This window comes from Kitasatospora sp. NPDC005751 (assembly GCF_040630835.1).
In the GTDB taxonomy this organism is placed as follows: Bacteria; Actinomycetota; Actinomycetes; order Streptomycetales; family Streptomycetaceae; genus Kitasatospora.
Window position 1 is genome coordinate 135562 of the sequence record NZ_JBEXYC010000011.1, and the last position, 24385, is coordinate 159946.

At 75.2% G+C, this 24385-nt stretch carries 17 protein-coding genes, 3 tRNA genes and 1 pseudogene; 7 read left to right on the forward strand and 14 right to left on the reverse strand.

The genetic code is table 11. The features are described from left to right. The first annotated feature begins 274 nt into the window (after positions 1–274). Positions 275–1855, forward strand: coding sequence for a glycosyl hydrolase family 18 protein (locus ABZ497_RS14110; protein ID WP_359805083.1), 1581 nt, complete (start codon positions 275–277; stop codon positions 1853–1855). Between the two features lie 170 nt (positions 1856–2025). Here ABZ497_RS14110 and ABZ497_RS14115 read toward each other — a convergent pair. After that, a tRNA-Lys gene (locus ABZ497_RS14115) sits at positions 2026–2099 on the reverse strand. Positions 2100–2225: 126 nt separating this feature from the next. Continuing rightward, positions 2226–3134 (reverse strand): NADP-dependent oxidoreductase, encoded by a 909-nt coding sequence (locus ABZ497_RS14120; RefSeq protein WP_359805033.1) that lies wholly within the window; start codon positions 3132–3134, stop codon positions 2226–2228. Positions 3135–3388: 254 nt separating this feature from the next. Between ABZ497_RS14120 and ABZ497_RS14125 the strand changes: the two genes are divergently transcribed. Beyond that, the gene (locus ABZ497_RS14125) at positions 3389–4972 is read left to right on the forward strand and encodes a Na+/H+ antiporter (RefSeq protein ID WP_329487767.1); all 1584 of its coding nucleotides are present in this window, start codon (positions 3389–3391) and stop codon (positions 4970–4972) included. Positions 4973–5228: 256 nt separating this feature from the next. Further along, the gene (gene pgi, locus ABZ497_RS14130) at positions 5229–6890 is read left to right on the forward strand and encodes a glucose-6-phosphate isomerase (protein ID WP_359805035.1); all 1662 of its coding nucleotides are present in this window, start codon (positions 5229–5231) and stop codon (positions 6888–6890) included. A gap of 110 nt (positions 6891–7000) precedes the next feature. On the opposite strand, the gene ABZ497_RS14135 is transcribed toward pgi, so the two are convergent. The 6 genes from ABZ497_RS14135 to ABZ497_RS14160 all read right to left on the reverse strand — a co-directional run bounded on the left by ABZ497_RS14135 (position 7001) and on the right by ABZ497_RS14160 (position 12944). Then, positions 7001–7074: transfer RNA gene (locus ABZ497_RS14135), tRNA-Lys, on the reverse strand. A gap of 191 nt (positions 7075–7265) precedes the next feature. Then, entirely contained in the window at positions 7266–7877 is a 612-nt protein-coding gene (locus ABZ497_RS14140) for a bifunctional DNA primase/polymerase (protein WP_359805085.1), read from the reverse strand. A 104-nt stretch (positions 7878–7981) separates the two neighbouring features. Beyond that, positions 7982–8389 carry a hypothetical protein gene (locus ABZ497_RS14145; protein ID WP_329487764.1) on the reverse strand — a complete coding sequence of 136 codons (408 nt, stop codon included), beginning with the start codon at positions 8387–8389 and terminating at the stop codon, positions 7982–7984. Between the two features lie 213 nt (positions 8390–8602). Continuing rightward, positions 8603–9958: an AAA family ATPase gene (locus ABZ497_RS14150; protein WP_329492105.1), complete on the reverse strand. Its 1356-nt coding sequence runs from the start codon at positions 9956–9958 to the stop codon at positions 8603–8605. A gap of 8 nt (positions 9959–9966) precedes the next feature. Next, on the reverse strand, positions 9967–11616 hold the full coding sequence (locus tag ABZ497_RS14155) for a hypothetical protein (RefSeq protein ID WP_359805037.1): 1650 nt from the start codon (positions 11614–11616) through the stop codon (positions 9967–9969). Beyond that, positions 11613–12944 (reverse strand): hypothetical protein, encoded by a 1332-nt coding sequence (locus ABZ497_RS14160; RefSeq protein WP_359805039.1) that lies wholly within the window; start codon positions 12942–12944, stop codon positions 11613–11615. The genes ABZ497_RS14155 and ABZ497_RS14160 overlap by 4 nt, the downstream gene beginning before the upstream one ends. Positions 12945–13181: 237 nt before the next feature. Between ABZ497_RS14160 and ABZ497_RS14165 the strand changes: the two genes are divergently transcribed. Then, positions 13182–13832 carry a histidine phosphatase family protein gene (locus tag ABZ497_RS14165; protein ID WP_329487761.1) on the forward strand — a complete coding sequence of 217 codons (651 nt, stop codon included), beginning with the start codon at positions 13182–13184 and terminating at the stop codon, positions 13830–13832. A gap of 80 nt (positions 13833–13912) precedes the next feature. On the opposite strand, the gene ABZ497_RS14170 is transcribed toward ABZ497_RS14165, so the two are convergent. Continuing rightward, positions 13913–15520, reverse strand: coding sequence for a tetratricopeptide repeat protein (locus tag ABZ497_RS14170; RefSeq protein ID WP_359805041.1), 1608 nt, complete (start codon positions 15518–15520; stop codon positions 13913–13915). Between the two features lie 480 nt (positions 15521–16000). On the opposite strand from ABZ497_RS14170, the gene ABZ497_RS14175 reads away from it, so the two are divergent. Further along, positions 16001–16522 (forward strand): hypothetical protein, encoded by a 522-nt coding sequence (locus tag ABZ497_RS14175; RefSeq protein WP_329487759.1) that lies wholly within the window; start codon positions 16001–16003, stop codon positions 16520–16522. 186 nt (positions 16523–16708) lie between these two features. Then, positions 16709–17677 (forward strand): fused MFS/spermidine synthase, encoded by a 969-nt coding sequence (locus ABZ497_RS14180; protein ID WP_359805043.1) that lies wholly within the window; start codon positions 16709–16711, stop codon positions 17675–17677. Between the two features lie 218 nt (positions 17678–17895). On the opposite strand, the gene ABZ497_RS14185 is transcribed toward ABZ497_RS14180, so the two are convergent. The 5 genes and pseudogenes from ABZ497_RS14185 to ABZ497_RS14205 form a co-directional block, all read right to left on the reverse strand. Beyond that, positions 17896–18909: a hypothetical protein gene (locus tag ABZ497_RS14185; RefSeq protein WP_359805045.1), complete on the reverse strand. Its 1014-nt coding sequence runs from the start codon at positions 18907–18909 to the stop codon at positions 17896–17898. Between the two features lie 132 nt (positions 18910–19041). Then, the gene (locus ABZ497_RS14190; protein WP_329487756.1) at positions 19042–19488 is read right to left on the reverse strand and encodes a DUF4442 domain-containing protein; all 447 of its coding nucleotides are present in this window, start codon (positions 19486–19488) and stop codon (positions 19042–19044) included. Between the two features lie 142 nt (positions 19489–19630). Continuing rightward, positions 19631–19706 (reverse strand) — tRNA-His (locus tag ABZ497_RS14195). A gap of 184 nt (positions 19707–19890) precedes the next feature. Then, on the reverse strand, positions 19891–20493 hold the full coding sequence (orn, locus tag ABZ497_RS14200) for an oligoribonuclease (RefSeq protein WP_329487755.1): 603 nt from the start codon (positions 20491–20493) through the stop codon (positions 19891–19893). Positions 20494–21323: 830 nt separating this feature from the next. Next, positions 21324–22319, reverse strand: a pseudogene (locus ABZ497_RS14205) (helix-turn-helix domain-containing protein); the annotation flags it as partial. A gap of 1140 nt (positions 22320–23459) precedes the next feature. On the opposite strand from ABZ497_RS14205, the gene ABZ497_RS14210 reads away from it, so the two are divergent. After that, positions 23460–24278, forward strand: a complete 819-nt coding sequence (locus tag ABZ497_RS14210) for a GNAT family N-acetyltransferase (protein ID WP_359805047.1) — start codon at positions 23460–23462, stop codon at positions 24276–24278. The last annotated feature ends 107 nt before the right edge of the window (positions 24279–24385 follow it).

The following is a 24385-nucleotide window of genomic DNA, read 5'->3' on the forward strand; positions in this document are numbered from 1 at the left end:
ACCGGACGCGCCGCGCGGCAGGGTCCGACCGGTCTGGACCATTGACACCGCACGGCCGAATCCACTTCAGTGGTCTAGTCCAACTAGGGTGCGCGGTCGGGCCGAACCCCCACTGGCACGTACCTTCGCCGTGCCCTCGGACGTCCCCCACGATCCGCGCCCCCGCAGGAGTCCCCGCATGCGCAGAACACCTGTAGCCGCACCCGTCCCGCCCCGCCGGCGCCCCCGCACACTGCTCGCCGCCGGCACCGCCTCGGCCGTCGCCGCGGCGACCATGGTCGGCCTGACCCTCGGCCTCGCGCCCGCCGCCTCGGCCGGGGAGTTCCTGGTCAACGGCGGTTTCGAGAGCGGGGCCAGCGGCCCCTGGAGCTGCTCCGCCGGCACCGGCAGCGTCGTCACCGGCCAGGCCCACAGCGGCAGTTACGCCCTCGCCGCGGCCGCCTCGGCCGGTGACACGGCCCGCTGCGCCCAGACCGTCACGGTCGCCCCCAACACCACCTACACGCTCAGCGCGTACCTCAAGGGCTCGTACGTCTACCTCGGCGTGGACGGCGGCACCAGCACCTGGACGCCGGGTACCGGCGGCGCCTACCAGAAGCTCAGCGTCAGCTTCACCACGTCCGCGACCCAGACCAGCGCCACCGTGTACACCCACGGCTGGTACGGCCAGGGCACCTACTACGCGGACGACGTCTCGCTGGACGGCCCGGGCGCGCCCAGCCCGACGCCCACCGTGACGCCCACGGTCACGCCCACCGTCACCCCCACGGTGACCCCGACCGTCACGCCCACCGTGACCCCGACCGTGACGCCCACCGGCACGCCCACCGGGCCGGCCGGCAGCCACGCCCTGGTCGGCTACCTGCACGCCAGCTTCGCCAACGGCGCCGGCTACACCAAGGTCGCCGACGTCCCGGACTCCTGGGACTTCATCAACCTCTCCTTCGGCGAGCCGACCTCCGTCACCTCCGGCGACATCCGGTTCAACCGCTGCCCGGTCACCGAGTGCCCGGGGGTGGAGTCCGACGCGGACTTCAAGGCCGCGATCGCCGCCAAGCGGGCCAAGGGCAAGAAGGTGCTGATCTCGATCGGCGGCCAGAACGGCCAGGTCCAGCTCACCACCACGGCCGCCCGCGACGCCTTCGTCAGCTCGGTCTCGGCGATCATCGACAAGTGGGGGCTGGACGGCCTCGACATCGACTTCGAGGGCCACTCGCTCTCGCTGAACACCGGCGACACCGACTTCAAGAACCCGACCAGCCCGGTCGTCGTCAACCTGATCTCCGCCGTGAAGACGCTGAAGGCCAAGTACGGCCCGAACTTCGTCCTCACCATGGCCCCGGAGACCTTCTTCGTCCAACTCGGCTACCAGTACTACGGGTCCGGCCCGTGGGGCGGCCAGGACCCGCGCGCCGGCGCCTACCTGCCGGTGATCCACGCCCTGCGCGACGACCTCACCCTGCTGCACGTCCAGGACTACAACTCCGGCTCGATCATGGGCCTGGACAACCAGTACCACTCGATGGGCGGCGCCGACTTCCACGTCGCGATGACCGACATGCTGCTCAAGGGCTTCCCGGTGGCGGGCAACACCAACAACGTGTTCCCGGCGTTGCCCGCGAGCAAGGTCGCCATCGGCATGCCGGCCACCACCAACGCGGGCAACGGCTACGTCGCCCCCGCCGAGGTCAACAAGGCGCTGGACTGCCTCACCAAGGCCACCAACTGCGGCAGCTACGTCCCCAAGGCCGGCCCCCAGCCGAACCTGCGCGGCCTGATGACCTGGTCGATCAACTGGGACCAGTTCGGCGGCCGTGAGTTCTCCAAGAACTTCGACAGCTACTTCCGCCGCTGACCGACCGCCGCTGGCCGACCACCGCTGGCCGACCACCGCTGACCGACCGCCCCCGCCGGGCGCCGGACGGGATCGCCCCCGTCCGGCGCCCGGCGCCACGAGGTCCGGCTTCAGGGACCCGGAAACGCCGGAAGGCCCCTCGCTCTCACGAGGGGCCTTCCGGCTGTCTGTGCGCCGCCAGGGACTCGAACCCCGGACCCGCTGATTAAGAGTCAGCTGCTCTAACCAACTGAGCTAGCGGCGCCTGCTGACGCGGAGAACATTACCTGGTCAGCAGCCGAAACTCACAATCGGGGGGCCGAACGCCCCGCGCCCCGGCCCGCCGCCGGGGGCCGGGGCGCGGTGTCCGGGGAGCGGGGGCGCGCCGGGATCACGGGGTGAGCACCACCTTGCCCCGGACGTGGCCGGTGCCGACCATCCGGTGCGCCTCGGCCGCGCGCTCCAGCGGGAAGGTGTCGGCGATCTCCAGCCGCAGACCGCCCGCCTCCCAGAGTTCGACCAGCTCGGCCAGCCGGGCCGCCGTCCGCGGCCCCCGCAGCATGCGCAGGCCGAGCCGCGCGGCGGTCGGGAAGTCCACGATGGTGCCGATCCGGTCCCGGTCGGAGACCAGCTCCACGGAGGCCACCAGGGCGCCGCGCCCGGCCGCGTCGAAGGCCGCGTCCACCCCCTGCGGCGCCACCGCCCGCACCCGCTCGACCAGCCCCTCCCCGTACCCGACCGGGATCGCGCCCAGCTCGCGCAGATAGGCGTGGTTGCGTTCGCTCGCGGTGCCGACCACGGTGGCGCCCCAGGCGCGGGCGAGCTGGACGGCGACCGTGCCGACTCCGCCCGAGGCGCCGTGGACCAGGACGGTGTCGCCCCGGCCGACCCCCAGCACGGTCAGCGCGACATGGGCGGTCTGCCCGGAGGCGGACAGCGAGCCCGCCTGCTCCCACGGCATCCCGGCCGGCTTGGGGACCAGCTGGGAGCCGTCGACGGTGACGAACTCGGCGTGGCTGTTCAGCGGCCGGAAGCCCAGCACCTGGTCGCCGACCGCCCAGCCCCGGCTGTCGGGGCCGAGCTGGTCGACCACCCCGGCGAACTCGTTGCCCGGGACGGCCGGCAGCTCGACCCGCACGCCCGGTGGCGCCCAGCCCTCCCGGACGGCGAGGTCGGCGGGCTGCACCCCGGCCGCGTAGACGCGGACCCGCACCTCGCCCGGTCCGGCGGCGGGGGTGGGTACCTCGGTCACCCGCAGTACCTCTGGGCCGCCGAACCGGGGGACGGTCACAGCCTTCATCTGGAGCTCCTGCCTCGTGGTCTGCGCTCTCGGTCCTGCCTGCGCCCCGATGATCGAAGGTGAAGCGGACTTGAGGTCAAGGGCCCTCCGGCGTGTTGCGTCAACTGAGCGCATTGTCGGATTTATCCTCGACGGCGGCCCGAGTCTCGCCCGGCCCCCCCGTCGTCCGCCACCCGCCCGTCGCCACCCGCTCCGCCAGCCACCCTCCGCCACCCGCTCCCCGCCACCGATCCGCCGTCGAGAGGAACCTCCCCGTGGGCCAGCTGCCCCTGCTCTTCGTGGTGCTGCTCGCCTCCGTCGTGACCATGCCGCTCGCCCGGCGGACGGGCGTGCCGCAGCCCGTGCTGATGACCCTGCTGGGCATCGTCATGGCGCTGGTCCCGCAGATCCCGGACGTCACCCTCGACCCGGACCTGATCCTCCCGCTGGTCCTGCCGCCGCTGATCTTCGCCGTCGCCCGTCGCTCCTCGGTGCGCTACTTCCGGGCCAACATCCGCTCCATCCTGCTGCTCGCGGTCGCGCTGGTGGTGGTCACCACCACCGCGGTCGCCGGCACCGTGCACGCCCTGCTTCCCGCGCTGCCGGTCGCGGCCGCCGTCGCGGTCGGCGCGCTGGTCTCCCCGCCGGACCCGGTCGCCGCCGTCGCGGTGGCCGGCAGCATCGGCCTGCCGCGCCGGCTGGTGTCGATCCTGGAGAGCGAGGGCCTGTTCAACGACGTCACCGCGATCGTCATCTACTCGCTGGCCATCGACGCGGTGGTCAGCGGCGACTTCTCGCCCGGCCACGCGGTGCTGCGCTTCGTGCTCTCGGCCGTCCTCGCCGTCATCATCGGCGTCGGCCTCGGCTGGCTCAACGCCAAGCTCGCCTCCTTCCTGGAGGACCCCACCCAGCAGGTCGCGCTCAACCTGCTGGTGCCGTTCGCCGCCTACACCCTGGCCGAGGAGATCCACGGCTCCGGTGTGCTCGCCGTCGTGGTCTGCGCGCTCTACCTGGCGGAACGTGCCGCGGAGGCCGACGCCGTCTCCTACCGGCTGGTCGGCAACGCCTTCTGGGAGATCGTCGAGATCCTGATCACCGGGGTCGCCTTCGGCCTGATCGGCCTGGAGCTGGCCACCGTCCTGAAGGAGGCCGGCACCGGCTGGACGAGCATGCTCGGCGACGCGGCCGCCGTCATCGCCGTCGTGGTCGTGACCCGGCTGCTCTGGCTGCTGCCGGCCGGCTGGCTCTCCCGGAAGCTGCGGGCCGACGTGGAGGAGGACACCCCGATCAGCTGGCAGGAGAGCGTGGTGCTCTGGTGGTCCGGGATGCGCGGGGTGGCCACCGTCGCGCTCGCCCTGGCCGTCCCGCTGACCGTCGACTCCGGCGAGGGCTTCCCCGAACGCGGCCGGCTGGTCTTCATCGCCTTCAGCGTCGTCCTCTTCACCCTGCTGGTCCAGGGGCTCACCCTGCCGTGGCTGGCCAAGCGGCTGCACCTGGACATCGACCAGGACAAGCACGAGCAGGCGGTGCGCGAGCTCTGGTGGCGGGCCGCCCGGGCCGGGCTCGAACGGCTCGGCGAACTGGAGGAGCAGGACAAGCTGCCCGCCGAGGTCGCCGACCGCCTGCGGGACCGTCAGCACGACCGGCTGGCCCGGCTCTGCCCGGAGAAGTACGCCGAGGAGGAGGCCAGCGAGGCCAAGCTGCGGCTGAGCCAGTGGCGCGCCGCGTACAGCGTCGAGCAGGAGATGATCGCCGCCTCCCGGCGCGAGATGCTGGCCGCCCGCAGCGAGCTCGGCGCCGACCCGGAGCTGGTCGACCGGGTGCTGCGCGGGCTCGACCTCCGCTCCGAACGCAAGTGACGCGCCGTCCGGGGGCGCCGGCGGCGTCCGCGCAGCCGGCCCGGGGGCACCCCGGCGGCGGCCCGCCGGGCCGGTGGCCGCCGGGCCACGGAGCGTCCCCGAACGGAATGTGCGCAGGTGGTCCCGACGTTGCATAGGCTGGCCCCGGGCAGGCCGTCAACGGAGTCGGCGCACCATCAGTACCCGCACGACCTCGCGAAAACCCTCCCGCCTGGCCCTGCCGGTATCTGCACCCAGATGAAACGAGGAGCCACCGATGTCGGAGACCCGTGCCGACTCCCGTACCCCCCTGGACCGCACCCCGCAGTGGGCCGCCCTCGGCAAGCACCGCGCGGAGCTGGGCGAGACGCACCTGCGCGAGCTGTTCGCCGCCGACCCGGAGCGCGGCCGCCGCTACACCCTCCGGGTCGGCGACCTGCACGTGGACTACGCCAAGCAGCTGGTCACGGACGAGACGCTGACCCTGCTGCGCGAGCTCGCCGAGGCCACCGGCGTCGCCCGGCTGCGGGACGCGATGTTCCGCGGCGAGAAGATCAACAACACCGAGCACCGCGCCGTCCTGCACACCGCGCTGCGCGCCCCGCGCGGCGCCGTCGTCGAGGTGGACGGCGAGAACGTGGTGCCCGCCGTGCACGCCGTCCTCGACAAGATGGCGGCCTTCGCCGAGCAGGTCCGCGGCGGCGACTGGCGCGGCCACACCGGCCAGCGGATCCGCACGGTCGTCAACATCGGCATCGGCGGCTCCGACCTCGGCCCCGCGATGGCCTACGAGGCGCTGCGCTCCTTCGCCGACCGCGACCTCGACGTCCGCTTCGTCTCCAACGTGGACGGCGCCGACCTGCACGAGGCCGTCCGCGACCTCGACCCGGCGGAGACGCTCTTCATCGTCGCCTCCAAGACCTTCACCACCATCGAGACCATCACCAACGCGGTCTCCGCCCGCGACTGGCTGCTCGCGGGCCTGGACGCCGGCACCGAGGCGGTGGCGAAGCACTTCGTCGCCCTCTCCACCAACGCCGAGGGCGTCGCGGACTTCGGCATCGACACCGCCAACATGTTCGAGTTCTGGGACTGGGTGGGCGGCCGCTACTCCTACGACTCGGCGATCGGCCTCTCGCTGATGATCGCCATCGGCCCGGACGCCTTCCGCGAGATGCTGGACGGCTTCCACCTGGTCGACGAGCACTTCCGCACCGCTCCCGCCGAGGAGAACGTCCCGCTGCTGCTCGGCCTGCTCGGCGTCTGGTACGGGGCCTTCTTCGACGCCCAGGCGCACGCGGTGCTGCCGTACTCGCACTACCTGTCGAAGTTCACCGCCTACCTCCAGCAGCTGGACATGGAGTCCAACGGCAAGTCGGTGGACCGCGAGGGCAACCCGGTGAGCTGGCAGACCGGCCCGGTGGTCTGGGGCACGCCGGGCACCAACGGCCAGCACGCCTACTACCAGCTGCTGCACCAGGGCACCAAGGTCATCCCGGCCGACTTCATCGGCTTCGCCCGGCCGGTCGCCGACCTGCCCGACGGCCTGGTCGCCCAGCACGACCTGCTGCTCGCCAACTTCTTCGCCCAGACCCAGGCGCTGGCCTTCGGCAAGACGCCGGAGGAGGTCGCGGCCGAGGGCGTGCCGGCCGAGCTGGTCCCGCACAAGACCTTCAAGGGCAACCACCCGACCACCACCATCCTGGCCGGGGAGCTGACCCCGTCGGTGCTCGGCCAGCTGGTCGCGCTGTACGAGCACAAGGTGTTCGTCCAGGGCGCGATCTGGAACATCGACTCCTTCGACCAGTGGGGCGTCGAGCTCGGCAAGGTGCTCGCCAAGCGGATCGAGCCGGTGCTGCTGACCGGTGAGGGCGCCGACGCGCTGGACAGCTCCACCGCGGAGCTGGTCGCGCGCTACCGCTCGCTGCGCGGCCGCTGAGCCCGCGGGGTGCCGGACGGGATCGACCCGTCCGGCACCCCGTACCTGCCCCAAGGATCGGAAAACGCCGGAAGGCCCCTCGCTCTCGCAAGGGGCCTTCCGGCTGTCTGTGCGCCGCCAGGGACTCGAACCCCGGACCCGCTGATTAAGAGTCAGCTGCTCTAACCAACTGAGCTAGCGGCGCCTGCTGACAGAGGAGACTTTAGCAGCGGCGCGCGGCCCGGCCAAAATCGAATACCCGGAGCCGGGGGCGGCCGCGCTCAGCCCACCGGCAGCGCCGGGCTCAGCCCACCGGCAGCGCCGGGCTCAGCCCACCGGCAGCGCCGGGCTCAGCCCACCGGCAGGGCCGCGCTCAGCCCACCCGCGGCGCCGGGCTCAGCCCACCGGCAGGGCCGTCGAACCGGTCCGCTCGGCCGACTCTCGGGCCGCCCGGACGCAGGCCCAGAGCACCACCGAGGCGCCCGGCAGCCACGGGTCCCGGGCCTCCGGGGCGACGATCCACCGCCCGGCACCCAGACCGGGCGAGTCCGGGCTGTGCAGCATCCGCTGCACCGGCGGGACGGTCACCGCGTCGCCGCGGCCGTGGCAGAGCAGCGGCGGGACGTCCCGGGCCCACTCCTCCCAGGCGAGCAGCCGCCGCAGCCGGGCCGCCGCCCCAGGCCGGACGAACAGCAGGGTGCGCCCCCGGTACACGGCGACCGGGCCGCAGCCGGGGCCGGAGGTCCACAGCTCGTCCAGCACCCGCCGGCCGAACAGGGACGGCATGCTGATCACGTCGAAGGCGCGCCCGCAGGGCAGCACCGAGGGCGCCCACGGGCGCGACTCCCAGAGGGCGCGCATGCTGCGGGGGTACTCGCTGGCGGAGGCGAGCCAGGCCTCCCCGGCCACCGTGACGTACTCCACCGACTGATAGGTCCAGATGTCCACGGACAGCAGAGTGGGGTGTCGGCCGGGTGTCCGGGAGGGAAAGCGTGGTTCGCCGGACAGCACGGCGGGGAGCGGCGTACCCTGCCGCGCCGCATATGCCACTGGCGAGGTTGCCGCCCCGATCGCGGCCCGGCCCCTGATCGCGGCCCGCCCCCGGGAGGCGGTCAGCCCTCGTGGCGGCGGGGCTGGAGCAGGCCGCGGCCGTACTCGATCATCTTGGTCGCGTAGTCCGGCGTCCAGTCCGCCCGCTCGGCGATCTCGGCCTCGGAGAGCGCGTCGAACCGGCGGGTGTCCGCGAGCTGCGCGGCGGCGACGGCCTGGAAGTCGGTGGCCCGCTCGGCGGCCGCGCGGAAGGCCAGCGCCAGCTCGGTGGAACGGCGCAGCAGCTCGGCCGGGTCCTCTATCGACTCCAGGTCGAAGAACCGCTCCGGCTCCGGCTCGGCGAGGTTCGGCTCGAACAGCAGCTGGACCGGGCGACGGCGGCGGGCGGGCGCTTCACCGGCGCCTGCGCCCGGACCGGCCGGCACGGTCGAACGGCTCGGGTCGGACGCCTGGGCGTGGGAGTCGGGCATGGACGGACACCTCCGGGGGCTCGGTGGGGGCGGACGGCGGCGGCCGGGGAGGACGCCGCCCGGTCCTGGCCGCCGTCCATTGTCTCGCGGCGACTGCCGGTAACGGAACGGTGCGAGTCCGGGCGCTATTCCCTCCCGGCGCGCCGGGGGCGTGCACCCGGCGGGAGACGCCGCCGACCTGCGGGAGCCGGCCACCGCCCCCGGCCGGCCCGCTCAGCGTGCCAGCCGTACCCGGTGCCCGGCGAGGTGCTGCAGCACCTGGTGGTTGGCCTCCCAGCCGTCGGGGAACTTGACCGAGACGCCCAGCTGGACGGGTTCGGTAGCCGGGTGCTCGTCCAGCAGCTCGGCGATGCCGGCCCGGGCCACCACGATGCACGCGTGCCGGTGCCGGGAGGCGAGCACGCAGAGCCGGCCCGTCTCCAGGTGGAAGGCGGTCGCGTCCGGCCGCCCGGAGAGCGGGTGCAGCACCACCGTGACGTCGTACTCCCGGCCCTGCAGCCGGTTGGCGGTGTCCACCGTGACGGCCGGGCCGGTCGTCGGGTCGACCGGGACACCGGCCTTGACCAGCGCCGCCCGGACGGCCGCCGCCTGGTCCCGGTGGGCCGTGCCGACCGCGATCCGGCCGGGGGCGAGCGGGACGGTGCCCTGCTCGGAGTGGGCCGTCAGACCGCGCTCCAGCAGCCGGCGGACGGTCGCCGCCACGGCGGCCACCGCCTGCGGGTCGGTCCGGACGGTGTGCCGGGCGGGCAGCTCCAGCAGCGCCCAGCCGTGCTCGGCCGCCCGGTCGATCGCCGCGTCCAGCGCGGAGCCGTCCGGCCGCACCGAGGCGGTGAGCAGCCGGTCGCCGGGCCCGGTGCCGGACCGGAACGGCGTGTACGGGTAGAACGCGTCGGAGATCAGCGGCGCCGCGCTGGCCGGCAGCCGCCAGGAGACCGGCAGCCGGTGCGGCTCGATCTGCGGGTTGTGCGCGAGCAGCGTGACCACGGCGCTGCTCGACGGGTCGTACGACAGCCCCGCCCACTGCTCGGTGCCGACCACCGTGAACGGGTCCAGCTGGCCCGGGTCCCCCACGAACAGGGCCCGCTCGAACAGCCGGGCCACCGCGAGCAGGGCGTCCGAGCGCATCTGGTACGCCTCGTCGACGATCGCGTGCCGCCACGGCGCCTCGGTCCTCACCCACTGCCACTTGGCGGCCGTCGAGACCACCACGTCGTGCTCGGCCAGCTCCGCCACCTTGTCGGAGGGCGTGACGTTGGGGTGCCGCAGCACCTCGGGGCCGGGCCGGGAGTCCGCGGCGTGCAGCCGGCCGATCGTCAGCCCGGGCGCCTTCTCGGCCAGTCGGTCGACCAGGTCGTCCACCTGTCCGTTGGTCTGCGCGACGATCATGAGGCGCTCACCGGCCTCGACCAGCTCGCGGGCGGCCCGCACCACCAGGGTGGACTTTCCGGCGCCGGGCGGGGAGTCGACCACCACGCCGCGCGGGGCGCCGACGGCCGGGCGGACGGTGGCCTCCAGGATCCTGGCCACCGCGGCGTCGGCGGCCGCCCCGGGGGCCTGCTCGCTGTTCATCGGCGGGGTCACTCCCACTCCTCGACGGCGGTGGCGGCTGCGGCGCCGGCGGCGGCCGGCCCCGGGGTGGCGGCGGCGCCGGGCGGGCCGCCGTGCGTCCACGGCGTGTCGTCCGGCTCGGGCAGCGGCGCGGACTGGCGGACGGTCAGTTCGAACAGGGTGAAGGTGATCCGCTCGCCGGGCTCGGGCAGGCTGCCCGGCTCCGGCTCCTTCCGGCGCCCCATGCCGGACAGCACCCGCAGGGTGATGGTGCCCGCCACCGGGTCGACCGCGGTGATCACCGCCTTCTGCGGGCTCGGCGCGGCGCCGGAGTCCGCGAGGGGGGAGGCCCGGACCCGGTGCGCCTCCCGGCCGAGGTCCGCGTGCGGGCGGTCGGCGGTCCGGACGGTCACCAGCGGACGCGGCTTGGGCGAGCGCCCCGAGGTGTCGTAGTCCGGCACCACGTCGGTGACCACCCCCGCGAAGGCCTCGCCGGCCAGCCGGTGCTCGGCCATCGCCAGCGGGTCGTCCAGGGCCTCCTGGACGTCCAGCCGGGCCTGCTCGCGCTCGCGCTGCGCCAGCTTCCGGGCGGCCGTCACGGCGTCGTCCTGCCGGGGCTGCGGCGGCTCGCCGGCCGCCAGCCGGTCCCGGTGGCCGGTGTAGGACCAGCGGTCGCCCGTCCAGCGCTCCGCCAGGTGCCCGGCCGGCGGCAGCTCGCGGAGCAGGTCCAGGCCGTGCCACACGTCGTGCCAGGTGGGCAGCAGCACCCGGGAGAGCACCGCGCGCAGCTGCTCGACAGCCGTCCGGACCGCGGCCCGGGCCTGCTCCGCGTCGGTGCCGCCGGGCTCCTGGGCGGCGTGCGCCAGGGCGGCCGCGGCGGCGTCGTAGCGGGCGATGGCCGGGCCCAGCACCAGTTCGTCGAAGCGCGGGTCGGTGGCGGGGCCGGCGGGCGGGTGGAGCAGCTGGCCGGCCCCGTCCCGCGCGGACTCGGCCAGCTCGGCGGCCTCGGCCCCGGTCAGGCCGGCCGGCGGCGCGTGCCAGGCCAGCCGGGCGGCGAGGTGCTGGTCCTCCAGGTGGCTCTGGCCGGTCGCCCAGTGCCGGGAGAGCAGGCCGGTCATCGCCAGCAGCAGGCTGGAGCCGGGCACCTGGGCCCGGTCGGTGAGGTGGGTCAGCCAGCGGCCGAGCAGCGGCACCCGGGCCGGCGCCGGGTAGGGGCCCGGCTCGTCGTCCTCCACGGTGCGGCGGAAGCGGGTGGAGCGGCCGAGCAGGGCGAGGTGGTGCACGCCCGCGGCGTTGGGCACGATCAGCTGCGGCGCGTCGGCGCACAGCTCGCGGAAGACCTGCGTCTTCTCGCCGGTCTCCGGATCCTTCTCGGAACCCTCGATCTGCTCCACCTCGTCGGCGAAGGACTCCAGGTAGGGCAGCAGGTCGGCGGCCAGTTCGGCCAGGAAGTCGAAGCGCAGGGTGCGGTTGAGCGGCTGTGGGACGACGTGCAGCCGGGGCGCCGAGCGGTCGGTGCCCAGCAGCACGGCCAGCGGTGCGCCCGCCTCGCCGGCGGCGGTCAGCGGGACGACCACCATCGGGCGTTCGGCGAGGTGCCGGTGGCGGACGGTGGCCAGCGGCTCGGCCCGGCCGCTGCGGACGGCCTCCAGCCGGGCGAGGGTGCCGAGCAGGCTCATCGGGCGGCTCCGGCCCCGGCGAACGCCTCCGCCGGCGGCTCGGCGAGCGGCCGGCCCAGCGCCTCGGCGCGCAGCGCGGCGGCGTACGCGAGCCGGGCGGCGGCCTCGTCGTTGCCGTCGCCGCTGTCGTTGCCGTCGTGGCCGGCGTCGTGGCCAGCGTCGGCGGGGCTGGCGTCGGCGGCCGTGGTTTCGGCGTGGGCGGCCTCGGGGCGGGGGCCGGTCTCCTCGGCGGCGGCCAGTGCCTCGGTGACGGTCCGGATACTGCCCAACTCGCCGCGCACGCCCCGGCCGAGCTGCTCGACCCGGTCCTCGCAGCGGGCCCGGGCACGGCAATGGAAGCCCAGCTCACAGGTGGAGAGGCAGTCCGGGCTGTACGCGGCCGGCACCGCCTCGACCGACTCCGCCAGCTGCTCGGCCGAGCGGGCGGGGGCCCCCGTCGGATCCGACGCGAGGTCGAAGCCGGCTCCCGGCGGCAGCGCGTCCAGCAGCCGGCCGATGCCGGTCATCCGGCTGAGCTGGCGGCGGGTGGTGGCCAGCTCGCGCCGGACGTCCACGGTCACCGCGGTCGGCCGGTTGCTGAAGTCCTTCGGGCAGACCAGCAGCACGCTCAGCCGGGGGCTGCCCGGCAGCCGCTGCTCGACGTACGGGTTGCGGTCCGGCTCCCGGCCGGCCAGCGCGGCGGCCGTCTCCTGGAGCGCCAGGACGTAGACGGCGGCCTGGCGGGCGGCGGCACCGACCTTGGCCGGGTCCGCACTGCCGTCCAGCACCGGGAAGGACTTGATCTCGATCACGGTGCACCGCCCGCCGTGCACCACGACCGCGTCCGGCTCCAGGTAGGCGGTGCTGCCGGCCACGGTGAGCCGCAGCAGCGGGTGGTCCAGCAGCGTCCAGGCCTGCGGATCGGCGGCGGCCTGGGCCAGTGCGGCGGTCGTCCGCTCGGCCCGGACCGCGGGGCCGGAGCGGCGCAGCAGATCGGGCACGGCGAGCGGGGCGCCGCCGTCGGCCGGCAGGCCGAGGTGGCGGCGCAGCGGCTCCAGCAGCGCCGTGTAGTCGTCCTCCTTCAGCCGTGACTCGAAGATCACGCCGCGGGCGAGGGCGAACGGGGACTGGCCGAACGGGGCGGGCCGGCCGAGCCGGGCGGCCAGCGCCGACTTGTCGACCCCGGCGGCGTCGAGCACGGCGCGGCGGTGACAGCCCGGATTGGCGGCGAGGGCGGCGAGCGCGCGGGCGTTCAGGCTGCGCTGCGGTGCGGGACCGCGCAGGTCGGCGAGCCGCTGGGCGAGCGGCTCAAAGTGCCCGTGGGACGGGACGTTCGTCGAGACGTTCATGGTGCGGCCCAGTGTCGCACCCGGGTCCGACAATCCGGTCCGGTCCGGCCATCCGCGGCCATCCGCGCCGATTCCGGGCGGTGGGCGGGCGGGTGTGCCGGTCGCCGCCCACCCGAGGGGGCGATTCGCTGCGGCGGCGCCCGGGCTCGTAGGAGGTCCGCAGGTGAGGGATCATGGAGTGCCGGTGCTCAATGGTGAGACCGACCGTTGCCACCGCCCCGCTGCGAGGAGCCACCCATGCCCGCCCGAATCGTCCTGGTCCGCCACGGCGAGACCGAGTGGTCGGCCACCGGCCGCCACACCGGCCGGACCGACATCCCGCTGACCGAGGAGGGCCGCGCGATGGCCCGGGCGCTCGGCGCCCGCCTGGCCGAGGCCCCCTGGAACGGCCTGCCGGACGCCCTCGTCTACACCAGCCCGCTCGGCCGCGCCAAGGAGACCTGCGCCCTGGCGGGCTTCGGCGACCGTGCCGTGGACCGGCCGGAGCTGCTGGAGTGGGACTACGGTCAGTACGAGGGCCGGACCGGCCCGGACATCCGCGCCACCGACCACCCCGGCTGGCTGATCTGGCGGGACGGCGTGCCCGGCGGCGAGAAGCTGTCCGAGGTCGCCGCCCGGGTGGACGGCTTCCTCGCCGGCCTCAACGACGAGCACGGCGTGCCGGACGAGGCGACCACGGTCATGCACGGCGCCGACCGCGACGTGGTGCTCTTCGCGCACGGCCACCTGCTGCGCATCCTGACCGCCCGCTGGCTCGGGCTGCCGCCCGAGTACGCCCAGCGCTTCAAGCTCGGGACGGCGGCGCTCTGCGTGCTGTCCTGGGAGTACGGCGCACCGGCGGTCGAGGTCTGGAACGACCTCAGCCACCTGGAGGGCCTGCAGCACTGACCGGCCGCCGCGCCCCGCGTCCGACGGCCGGTCAGGGGCGGGGCGCGGCCGCGGTGCCGGCGAGCGCCGGCCCCGGCCGCTCAGGCGGCCGCCGCGAGGTCGTACTCGGTCAGGAACCGGCCGACCTCCGGCACCGTCCGGTGCGGGCGCAGCCGCTCGGCGGTGTCCGCCAGCATGCTGCGGATCCGGGCCGAGCGGACCTCGCCGAACAGGGCCACGGCGGCCGTGCCGTGGCCGGCGGCGCCGGCCACGTCCCCCCGGCCGAGGCGGTCGTGCGCCAGCTCGGCGGTGTACAGCACGCGGTTGCGCACGAAGTGCGGCTCCTGGAGGGCTATGGCCAGCCCCGCCTGTTCGCTGGCCCGGTCCCAGTCGCCGAGCGCGGACCAGCACTGGGACTGCAGCCCGGCGATCTCGGCCTCGCCGAAGAAGGACATCCACTCGGGGTCGGCCTCGGAGGGGCCGCGGTCGAACAGGGTGTACGCCCGGCCGAGCGCCCGTTCGCAGGCGGCCCGGTCCTGCAGCAGCGCCCAGCCGCCGGCCTCGCGCATGGCCAGCAGGGAGAGCAGCCGGTCGGAGTCCAGTTGCCGGGCGGCGGCCTGCCCGGCCTGGGCGGCGCGGAGCGCCTCGCGGGGGCGTCCGGCGTCCCGGGCGAGGAAGGCGCTGTTGCAGAACACGTGCGCCTCCAGGGCGGAGTCGCCCGCCATCCGGGCGGTGGCGAGCGCCTCGGCGTAGAGCGACCGGGCGTCCGCCAAGCGGTTCGAGTCGTGCGCCAGCCAGCCCACCGAGATCGCGAGTTCGCCGGCACCGGCCTGAAGTCTTCGCTCCGTCTCGGCGCTGTACTCGCCCTCGTTGAGCAGCACGTAGGCGGTGCGCAGCGACTGCCCGGCCAACTCGAACAGGGCGTCGGCGCCGTACACGTCGTCGGCCAGCCGGATGTCCCGGACGGCCTGCTCGACGTCGAGCACCTCCGCGGCGCCGATCCGGCGGGGCGGGGGCACCGGCCCGGGGCGGCCCGGGACGAAGCCGGTGCCCCGCTCGGGGGCGAACAGGCCCGGGGCGGCGCCGAGTCGGGCGGTCTCCTCGGCCCCGGGTGTGCCCGGGGCGGCGCGGTCGGCGGCCCAGGCCGGCCGGTCGATGCCGATCACGGTGGCCAGCGCGGCCGGGCCGCCGGCCAGGAACGTACGGCGACGCACGTCGTCGTTCTCCTCGTCGAAATGGTGCGGTCCATCGGGCCCCCGGAGTGACGCCGGGGACCTCGGCGACGCAGGTCCGTCCGGTGGGGGTGGTTCCGCGTACGGCGAGGCAGCGTACGGGAGTTGGATGGAGTGCGGCGAGCGCGGGGCGGGCAGGGGCGGGAACTGCGGGTGGAGCCGGGGTGGTGCGGAGCCCGCGCCGCCGTCCGCCGGGCGGCGGCGGACGGAGGTGCGGGGGGCGAAGCCGAGGTCGGCCAGCGAGCGGTCCGGCCACATGTGCCGGAAGACCCGCTCGTAGGCGTAGTTGGGGCAGCGGATCTCGCCCGCCTCCACCCGCCCTACGTAGCGGGCGTCGCAGGAGACGTGCTCGCCGATCTCGCGGGCGGCCCGTCGTACGGCCATCGCGAACTCGCCCGGCGAACGGTCGCCGCGCAGTGCGCGCATCACGGTGTTGGGTGACGGGCGGTTCGGCTCGGCCGGTGGGGTGGCTGCCATGGTGCGCTCCGTGGTCGTGCGGGGTGCTGGTGCGAAGTGGGGCGGTTCCGGAGGGTGTCGGTCCTGGGTACGGTGGTTCGGCCCGGTGGTGGCGCCGTGCGGCCGGTCGGCCGACCGGGGCCCGCTCGGCCGCGTGGACTCCGCTCGGCCGCGGGTGGGCCCGGTGGGGTCGGCCACGGGTGGGCCCGGTGGGGCTGGATGGGCCCGGGCTCGCAACCGACAGTACCCGGAGTCACCGATTGGACACAGCGCGTTTGTGGATGATGTGCTGTCAATTGCGGTCAAACCGGGCGCTGTTGCCTGGATCTGCCATGAAATGCCATGCCTTGCTGTAAGACGCCCCGTGGCCTCGACCGTGTCCCCGGCGTTGTCCTGTTACGTGGAAGCCCCGGTCGTCGCCCAGGCCCACCGCCCGCAGTGGCGGCCCCCGCCCCGGAGCAGCGGCACTTCCGATCGGACGAGGTGACAGGAGAGCCCGTGATGGCCATCGGAGTACCGCAGTACCACCGCCTGGTCGCCGGAGGGGTGCTGGCGGCCGCCGCCCCCGCCCTGCTGCCCGAGGCGGCCGACGACCGCGGCCCGGGCCGCGGGCCCCTGGAGGGCGGCCGGGCCCCGTGCGGCGGCGGCAGCGGGCCGGCCCGCCGGCTCGGCTCGGAGGGCGGTGTGGTGGTCACCGGCTGCGACACCGTCACGGTGGCGCTGCGGCACGGCCTGGAGACGGTCGACATCCTGCGGCTGCGCCGGGCCTGCGGTGCGGCGCTGCAGAGCCGCAACGGCAGCACGGTCTCCTTCTTCGTCCCGGCCGGCACCTCCGAGACGTGGCACCTGCCCGGCAGCTCGTGTACCGCCGGCGCCCTGCTCCTGCCCGCCACCGATCCGCGCTGGGTGATGCCACCGGTCGGAGCGGACTTCACCGCCCGCCCCACCGACGCCTGGGTCCTGCGTTCGGCGCTCTGCGAGGCCGCCTGCACCCTGACCGCCGGCGGCCTCGGACCGTTCTGAGACCCCTTCCGAGGCCCGTCCGGAAGGCCCGCACCGAACGGTGCCGTCCATGCTGCCCGGGCCGCGGAGACACGTCGTGCCCGTCATCGGGCGGGGCCACCCGGACCGCTTCCGGACCGGCCACCCCCTCTCCTCCTTCCGCCGGTTCCTCGCTGAGCTGCGGAGACCTTCGGCACGACGGCGATAATGGCCGGTATGGGACGAAGCAGCAGGGCCGGCCGCGGCACGGACAAGGCCCGTACCGACAAGGCCCGTACCGACAAGGGCCGTACGGCGGCGGAGCCGCAGTCGGCGGTCACCGGCCCCGGCGGCCGCACGCACGCCCAGGGGGCGCTCACCCGTCCCGTCGACTCCGGGCTGGCCGAACTCCGCCCGGACCGTGACCGTTCCGCCGCCTGGTCGCTGCTGATCGACGGCGCCCCGCAGTCGATGGTCGACCTCGCCGACCCGACCCACCTGGGCTTCGAGTACCAGCGCCGGCTCGGCCACCTGATCGACCTGGTCGCCCCGCCCGGCCGGCCGGTCACCGTCCTGCACCTCGGCGGCGGCGCCCTCACCCTGGCCCGCTACGTCGCGGCCACCCGCCCGCGCTCCCGCCAGCAGGTCGCCGAGATCGACACCGCGCTCACCGAACTCGTCCGGACCGAACTCCCCCTGGAACGCGGCTGGCAGATCAAGGTCCGCGGCGCGGACGCCCGCAGCGTCCTGGAGCGGACCCCCGAGGGCACCGTCGACCTGGTGATCGCCGACGTCTTCTCCGGCGCCCGCGTCCCGGCCCACTGCACCACCGTCGAGTTCACCGCACTGGCCGCCCGCGCGCTCGCCCCGGGCGGCTGGTACGCCGTGAACATCGCCGACGGGTCGGCCCTGTCCTTCGCCCGCTCGCAGATCGCCACCCTCGGTGCGGTCTTCCCGGAGCTCTGCCTGGTCGCGGACCCCGCCGTGCTGCGCGGGAAGCGGTTCGGGAACCTGATCCTGGCCGCCGCGCACACGTCCCTCCCGATCGCCGAACTGAGCCGCAAGGTGGCCTCGGACGCCGCCCTCGGCCGGGTCGAACACGGCCGCGCACTGGCCGACTTCGCCGCCGGTGCGGCGCCCGCCACCGACGTCACCGCCGCCCCCTCCCCGGCCCCGCCGCCGGAGGTCTTCCGGTAGACGTCGGGGTGCGCCCGGCCTGCGCCGCCCGGCTCTCGTCCACCCGTCTCCCGCCCCGCCCCTCTCCGGGTGGTCGGCGGGAGCCTGGAGGCAGGCCCTGGACGCCTGCGCGCCTCAGCGCCCGGGCGCCCTGGGGGAGCCTTCCCCAACAGCGAGGGCGACGCCCGGGCGGCGGACCTCGTCGGGCGCCGGTCGGGCCTGGGCGCGCACGGGCCGGCTCAGTGCCCGCGCGGCAGCCCCCGGTGCTTGCACATCGCGGCACCGGTGAGCAGCAACCCGGCCGCGATGGGCGCCAGGACGGCTGTCCTGGTGCCGGAGAGGCCGTGCCCGGCGAACTCGGCGGCCGTGCCGGTCGCGACCGGGCTCTCGTGCGGCGCGGACCGGTCGGCGACGGCGGTCCGGGCACTCTCGCCGCCGCCTGCCCCGGGGTGTCCCGCGGTCTGCGCCCGACGGTCGGCGGCTTCGCGGTCGGGCGGCGGCACGGCGGGGCCGTGCGACCCGGTGGCCGTCGGGGCGGACGGCCCGGCCGGAGCGGCGCCGCCCCCCGTCCGACCGGGTTCGGCGGCCGGCTCGCCGGTGTCGGCGTCCCGGGAGGCGCGGGTCTCGGCGGAGCGGGTCTGGGCCGGCACGGCGGCGAGCAGTCCGGAGGCGATCGCGAAGGCGTCCGGGACGGAGGCCCGCTGACCGGGCAGCGGCAGGTCGCCCGCTCTGATCCGGTCCTGGAACAGGCCGCCGACGGGTGCGGCTGCGGTGCTGAGAGCAGGCACGGGCACGGCCGCGGTGGCCGGTTCGGCGAGCCGGCCGAGGACGCCGGGCGACGCCGCCTGCCCGGGCGCCGCCCGGCCCGGGCCCGGCTGCCCGGCGGGTGCCAGGTCGGCGGACGGCTGCTCGGCGGAGGGTCGGTGGGCGGCTGCCTGCCCGCTGGGCGCCGGACCGGGGGAGTGCGGCGCCGCGCCCTGACCGGCCGCGCCCACGGGGTGCCCGGCTGACCCCCCGTCGAGGACCGGGCCGCCGTCCAGCGTCCGGCCGACGGTGCGGCTGACGGGTTCCGGCAGCGGCCCGGCCGCCGCCGCGTAGGCGCCGGCCGCTCCCAGGCCCCAGAGCTGTGCGAGGAGCGCCCCGCCCGCGGCGACGACACGCGGGCGGGGCAGCCACCGGCCGCCGGGGCGCCGGGCGGCACCGACGGCGCGTCGGACGGGTTCCGGGGCCTTGGTCGCGTGATTGGCTCGCACGTGAGTTGAGAACGAGCGAACGGGCCGTGAGGTCACGGGCGTCGTCACGGACAGTCATCACGTGGACCAGGTCTCATCGGCTCGCCGGCCCCGCCGACGGACCCGGTGACCGGGCCAGGGCTCCTGCGGGGATCAGGAGTTGGGGCGCAGCGTCCAGATGACGGTCATGATGCCGGTCACGGCGCCGTCGGCACGGGTGATCTCGACGGTGACGGGGAACTCCGGCCGCTCGCCCTTGTCGAGCTCGGCGACGATGTCCGCAGCCGGACGGCCCAGCACCGCGGTGGCGGTGACGGTGCCCATGGCCAGCTTCTTGTAGGAGATCTCGGCGCTCACCGCGAGCGGCACGGCCCGCGAGAGCTGGTCACCGAAGGCGCCCAGCACGATGCAGCCGCTCGCCGACTCGGCGAGGGTGAACATCGCGCCGGCGTGCGGGCCGCCGACGTGGTTGTGGTACTCGGGCTGGTCCGGCAGCCGGAGGACGGCACGCTCCGGCGTCGTCTCCAGGTACTCCAGCTTGAGGGTGCGTGCCATCGGCACGGTCGAGTCGAGGAGCTGGCCGATCGAAGGTGTGGTCATGGCAGCAATGTTACTAGTCGGTAGCTTCTGGCGGCAGACCTCCCGGAGGGGAAACCACGGGAACCGGGAGGAGGCAGGAGGTCGTGGGAACGCGAAAACGCCTGAGGGGCCGATCTCTTGAAGAGATCGGCCCCTCAGGCTCTGGGGTGAGTGACGGGACTTGAACCCGCGGCCACCTGGACCACAACCAGGTGCTCTACCAACTGAGCTACACCCACCATCTGTCCGGCTCGTTCCCGCTCTTCGCGTTCCCGTTCCGACAGGAAGAACAATACAGGATCCGGAAGGGTGCTCGCGCCAGGGTTTCCATCAGCCCGGTGCGGGCCTTTCCATCAGTCCGGTGCGGACCCCTCCCGGGGGCGGCGGCGGCCTTCGCGTCCGGCCCCGGGAGGTGCGGACGGGTCAGTCCGTCGGGGCGTGGTACTTCTCGGCGATCGCGCGCGCGGTGTCGGTGTCCGGGCCGGGCTGGGGGACGAACACCGCCTCGCGGTAGTACCGCAGTTCGTCGATGCTCTCGCGGATGTCCGCGAGCGCCCGGTGGTTGCCGCCCTTCTGCGGGCTGTTGTAGTACGCCCTCGGGTACCAGCGGCGGGCCAGCTCCTTGATCGAGGAGACGTCGACGATCCGGTAGTGCAGGTGCCCCTCCAGAGCCGGCATGTCCCGGGACAGGAAGCCGCGGTCGGTCGCCACGGAGTTCCCGCACAGCGGCGTCCGCCCGGCCTCCGGCGCGTGCTCGCGCACATAGGCGAGGACGAGTGCCTCGGCCTCGGCGAGCGTGACGCCCTGCTCCAGCTCGTCGAGCAGCCCGGAGGAGGTGTGCATGGTGCGTACCACCTCGGGCATGTTCGCCAGGGCCTCGGCGGGCGGGCGGATGATGACGTCGACGCCCTCGCCGAGGACGTTCAGCTCGGAGTCCGTCACCAGCGCCGCGACCTCGACCAGGGCGTCCCGGTCGAGGTCGAGGCCTGTCATTTCACAGTCGATCCATACCAAACGGTCATTCACGCCACTCACCCTACGGCGCGATCACGCGCCACGGGCACCGAAGGAGCCGAGCGGGGTGCCGGGGCGCAGGACTCGGAGCCGTGCGCGTCCTGACCGTGGCCGTCGGGCTCGTGCGCCTCCCGGGCCGTGCCGGCCTGGTGGGCGGGGTGGACCGGGTGCGCCTGGTGACCGTCCCGGGCGGGACGGGGGTCACGCGGCTCACGGGCCCCGTCCGGACCCGCGGCCCGGCCGCCCTGCGGTCGGACCTGGGGGCCGCGGGCCTGGCGGGCCCGGCCCTCCGGCGTCGCCGGAGCGGCCGACGCCGACGCCCGGCCGGTGGCCGCACCGTGCCCCCGGCCGCCGGAGCCGTCCTCCGACGGTCGCTCGGCCGCGCTGCGGTGCCCCTGCCCCTGACCGCGGGCCCCGGGCTGCGGCTGACCGTCCTCCGCCGCGGCGTGCTCCGCCGTGCGCGGCGGCCGGCCCGCCCCGGGACCGGCCTGCGGCGGGACCAGGGGCGGCCGCGCCGTGCCCCGCCCCGTCCCCGGCTGGCCGGAGTGCGGCTGGTGAGCCGCCTGCGGATGCGGGTAGGGCTGGGCGGCACGAGCGTGCACCCCCTGCCCGGACGGCTGGCCGTGCTGGCCGTGCTGCCCGAGCGAGCCGTGCTGGCCCGGGCCGCCGGAGGGGTACGGCAGTGCGGGTGCCGGCCCGTGCTGGCCGGGGACCACCCCGCCCGCCGCCGTGGCGGCGGCCGCCAGGGCCGCCGCGGCATGGGCCGCGGCCGACGCCGGCACGGCACCGGCCAGCCGGAGGTCACCGGCGTGCAGCGGCGCCGGCGTCGGCGAGGCCGAGCCGGGGCGACGGGCCCGGTAGCTGGTCCGGTACGCGGCCGGCGAGACCCCGAGCTGGCGCCGGAAGTGCCCGCGCAGCGCCACCGGCGACCGGAAGCCGCAGCGGCGGGCGACATCGTCCACCGACAGCTCCGACGTCTCCAGCAGCCGCTGCGCCTGGAGCACCCGCTGGGTGATCAGCCACTGCAGCGGGGCGCTGCCGGTGAGCGTGCGGAACCGGCGGTCGAACGTCCGCCGGCTCATGTAGGCACGCGCGGCCAGCACCTCGACGTCGAACTGCTGGTTGAGGTTCTCCAGCGCCCAGGTGACCACCTCGGCGAGCGGGTCGTTGCCGATCTCCTCCGGTAAAGACTGATCGATGTACTGGGCCTGGCCTCCGCCGCTGCGGCGGCTGGGCACCACCAGCCGGCGGGCCAGCGCGTTGGCGGCCTCGGCGCCGTGGTCGCTGCGCACCACGTGCAGGCAGAGGTCGATGCCGGCGGCGGTGCCGGCCGAGGTCAGCACGTCGCCGTCGTCGACGAAGAGCTCCCGCGGGTCGACGTGGACCCGGGGATAGCGCTTGGCCAGGGTCGGCGCGTACATCCAGTGAGTGGTCGCGGGGCGGCCGTCCAGCAGGCCGGCGGCGGCGAGCACGAAGGCGCCGGTGCAGAGGCCGATGATCCGCGCGCCCTCGTGGTGGGCCTTGCGCAGGGCGGTGATCGCCTCGACCGGCGGCGGCTGCGAGATCGAGCGCCAGGCCGGGACGACGATGGTGCCCGCCCGGGCGAGCGCCTCCAGCCCGTACGGAGCGGAGAGGGTGAGGCCTCCGGTCGTGGCCAGCGGCCCCTCCTCGCCGGCGCAGACCAGCAGGCGGTAGCGGGGCACTCCGGCGTCCTGGCGGTCGACGCCGAAGACGGAGAGCGGGATCGAGCTCTCGAAGATCGGGGCGCCGCCGAAGATCAGCACCGCGACGGTCTCGCGCCGGCGCCGGCCCGAGAGCTTCCGGGGGGCGGCGGACATCAGGGGGACCGAGGGGCCGTTCAGGCCGGAGCCGCCGCCGGCGCCGTAGCCGCCGTGGCCGTTGACGCCCTGGCCGCCGTGGCCGCCCTGGCCCTGGCTGTTGGGGCCGCCGCCGTTCGCGTTCTGGCCGCTCTGGCCGCTCTGGCCCTGGGGGCCGGGGCTGTGGCTGTTGGGGCCGTGGAGGTGGGGGCCGTGGCCGCCCGAACCCTGCCCGCTCGGACCCTGGCCGAAGGTGCCTCCGGGCAGCCCGGTGGGTGTCGTCGCGGCGCCCGGACCGGGGGAGGCCGGGAACGTGGCGTCCGAGCCCGGATGGCCGAGCGCCCGGCCGAGCTGGTGCCCGCCGGGCTGGGCGCCGGACTGAGCTCCGGGGTGACCGCCAGGATGGCCGGGAACCGACGGGCCGGCCTGCCCGGCCGTCCCCTGGCCCTGGAGACCGCCGTGGCTGACGACGGGTCGGCTGACGGGTCGTCCGGCATGGTCCGGGGCGCCCGAGAAGGTGCCTGTACCGGAGCCCGCTGGTGCGGAGGGGGTGTGTGAGGCCGGTGAGGCCGGAGTGTTCACCGAGGCGTACGGGACGTATGGGGCGGCGCTGGAGGTGCCGGGGGAACGGGGGTTGGCAGCGGTGGCCGAAACGCCGGCGCCTCTCACGGACCGACCCGCGATATCGGCCACGGCCTGGTCGCTGTCAGGACCCGCGTCGCTCCTGCTCACCCTGCTCAAGGCGCTCAAGCCCCCTCGGTGGTGTGGTGTGGTGGTGCGGCACTGCTGGCCAAGATCGAATCTATCGGGTGGACCGTTGCCGTTGTGACAAGTTCACCATCCGACGCTATGTCGACATGGCAATTTGGCGTGATGCATTCGATCACGAAGCGTGGCACCCGTCGACCCTTCTGGGAAGGGGGCCGGTGCAACGGTGGCTGGTTGTCGCGGGGCCGGTCCTGGGGTGCCCCGCTTCGGCGTACCCGGCCGGCGGGTCTGGGCTGCGGCTTTGCCCAAGGGCGAGGGAGTCGCGCGAGATTGACCGAAAATAGGCGGTGCACGGGAGGGCGCACGCCTCTCGAAGTGTGCGCCTCCCTGGCTCCATCCGGCCAGTGCCAGGGCTGCGGATCGGACGCCGGTCGCCCGCGCTACCGTCCTGTCGTGGACAACCTCAGCCGGCTCGAACAGGCCACCGACAACGCCGCCGCCTTCTGGCTCGCCCAAGCGCGCGCCCACGGGTGGCAGCACCTCATCCGTCCCGGGTTCACCGCGGTCCGCTGCGCCCGGACCCCGGACGACGCCCACCGCATCGTGGTGACCCGTCCCTATGACCAACCAGCCGTGCTGGAAGACGAACTGGCGGCCCTGCTGGAGGAATGGTCCACCACCCGGCTCACGCTGGAGGACCCCTACCTCAAACTGGACATGTCGCGCCACGGCTGCGCGCACGGCCGGGCGATGCCCGTGATGGTCCGTGAGCCCGGCGCGCTCGAAGCACCCTTGCTCGGCGCGCTGCCGTCGACGGGCGCCTGGGCCGGCGGCGACCTGACGGTCGATGAGGTGCTGGACGCCGACGCCTTCGCCGAGGTCGAACACGCGGTGGTCGACGGCTTCCCGATCGAGGACCGCCAGCCCTGGATACGGGGTGTGATGCTGCCCGAGCGCCTCCTGCACGAGCCCGGTTGCCGGGCCTGGCGGGCCAGGATCGCCGGTGAACTGGCCGGCGCTTGCCTGACCTTCGACGACGGCCGCGCCACCGGGGTGTACTGGGTCGCGACGCTCCCCGAACACCGCTCCCGGGGCGTGGCCCGCGCCGTCCTGGAGACGGCCCTGGCCGCCGCGGACCCCGACCGCCCGGCGACCCTGCTCGCCACCGCACTCGGTGAACCGCTGTACCGCAAGCTCGGCTTCACCGTGGCGGGCCGCAGCCACTGGTGGACGAGGTCGGCCCCCGCGGAGTCGGCCCCCGCGCAGCCGTAGCAGGCCGCGTGCCCGGTCCCGCCTGCCCGGTCCCGTGTGCCCGATCCCGCGTGCCGAGGTGAAGGTGGCGAGCAGGGTCGTCGGTCGGTTGCCGCGGTTGCCGCGGT

Excerpts from the sequence above, each read along its gene's own strand:
- ABZ497_RS14110 (WP_359805083.1), top strand. The coding sequence starts at position 275 with ATGGTCGGCCTGACCCTCGGCCTCGCGCCCGCCGCCTCGGCCGGGGAG.
- ABZ497_RS14120 (WP_359805033.1), bottom strand. The coding sequence starts at position 3,134 with ATGAAGGCTGTGACCGTCCCCCGGTTCGGCGGCCCAGAGGTACTGCGG.
- pgi (WP_359805035.1), top strand. The coding sequence starts at position 5,229 with ATGTCGGAGACCCGTGCCGACTCCCGTACCCCCCTGGACCGCACCCCG.
- ABZ497_RS14145 (WP_329487764.1), bottom strand. The coding sequence starts at position 8,389 with ATGCCCGACTCCCACGCCCAGGCGTCCGACCCGAGCCGTTCGACCGTG.
- ABZ497_RS14150 (WP_329492105.1), bottom strand. The coding sequence starts at position 9,958 with ATGAACAGCGAGCAGGCCCCCGGGGCGGCCGCCGACGCCGCGGTGGCC.
- ABZ497_RS14155 (WP_359805037.1), bottom strand. The coding sequence starts at position 11,616 with ATGAGCCTGCTCGGCACCCTCGCCCGGCTGGAGGCCGTCCGCAGCGGC.
- ABZ497_RS14160 (WP_359805039.1), bottom strand. The coding sequence starts at position 12,944 with ATGAACGTCTCGACGAACGTCCCGTCCCACGGGCACTTTGAGCCGCTC.
- ABZ497_RS14165 (WP_329487761.1), top strand. The coding sequence starts at position 13,182 with ATGCCCGCCCGAATCGTCCTGGTCCGCCACGGCGAGACCGAGTGGTCG.
- ABZ497_RS14170 (WP_359805041.1), bottom strand. The coding sequence starts at position 15,520 with ATGGCAGCCACCCCACCGGCCGAGCCGAACCGCCCGTCACCCAACACC.
- ABZ497_RS14175 (WP_329487759.1), top strand. The coding sequence starts at position 16,001 with ATGGCCATCGGAGTACCGCAGTACCACCGCCTGGTCGCCGGAGGGGTG.
- ABZ497_RS14180 (WP_359805043.1), top strand. The coding sequence starts at position 16,709 with ATGGCCGGTATGGGACGAAGCAGCAGGGCCGGCCGCGGCACGGACAAG.
- ABZ497_RS14190 (WP_329487756.1), bottom strand. The coding sequence starts at position 19,488 with ATGACCACACCTTCGATCGGCCAGCTCCTCGACTCGACCGTGCCGATG.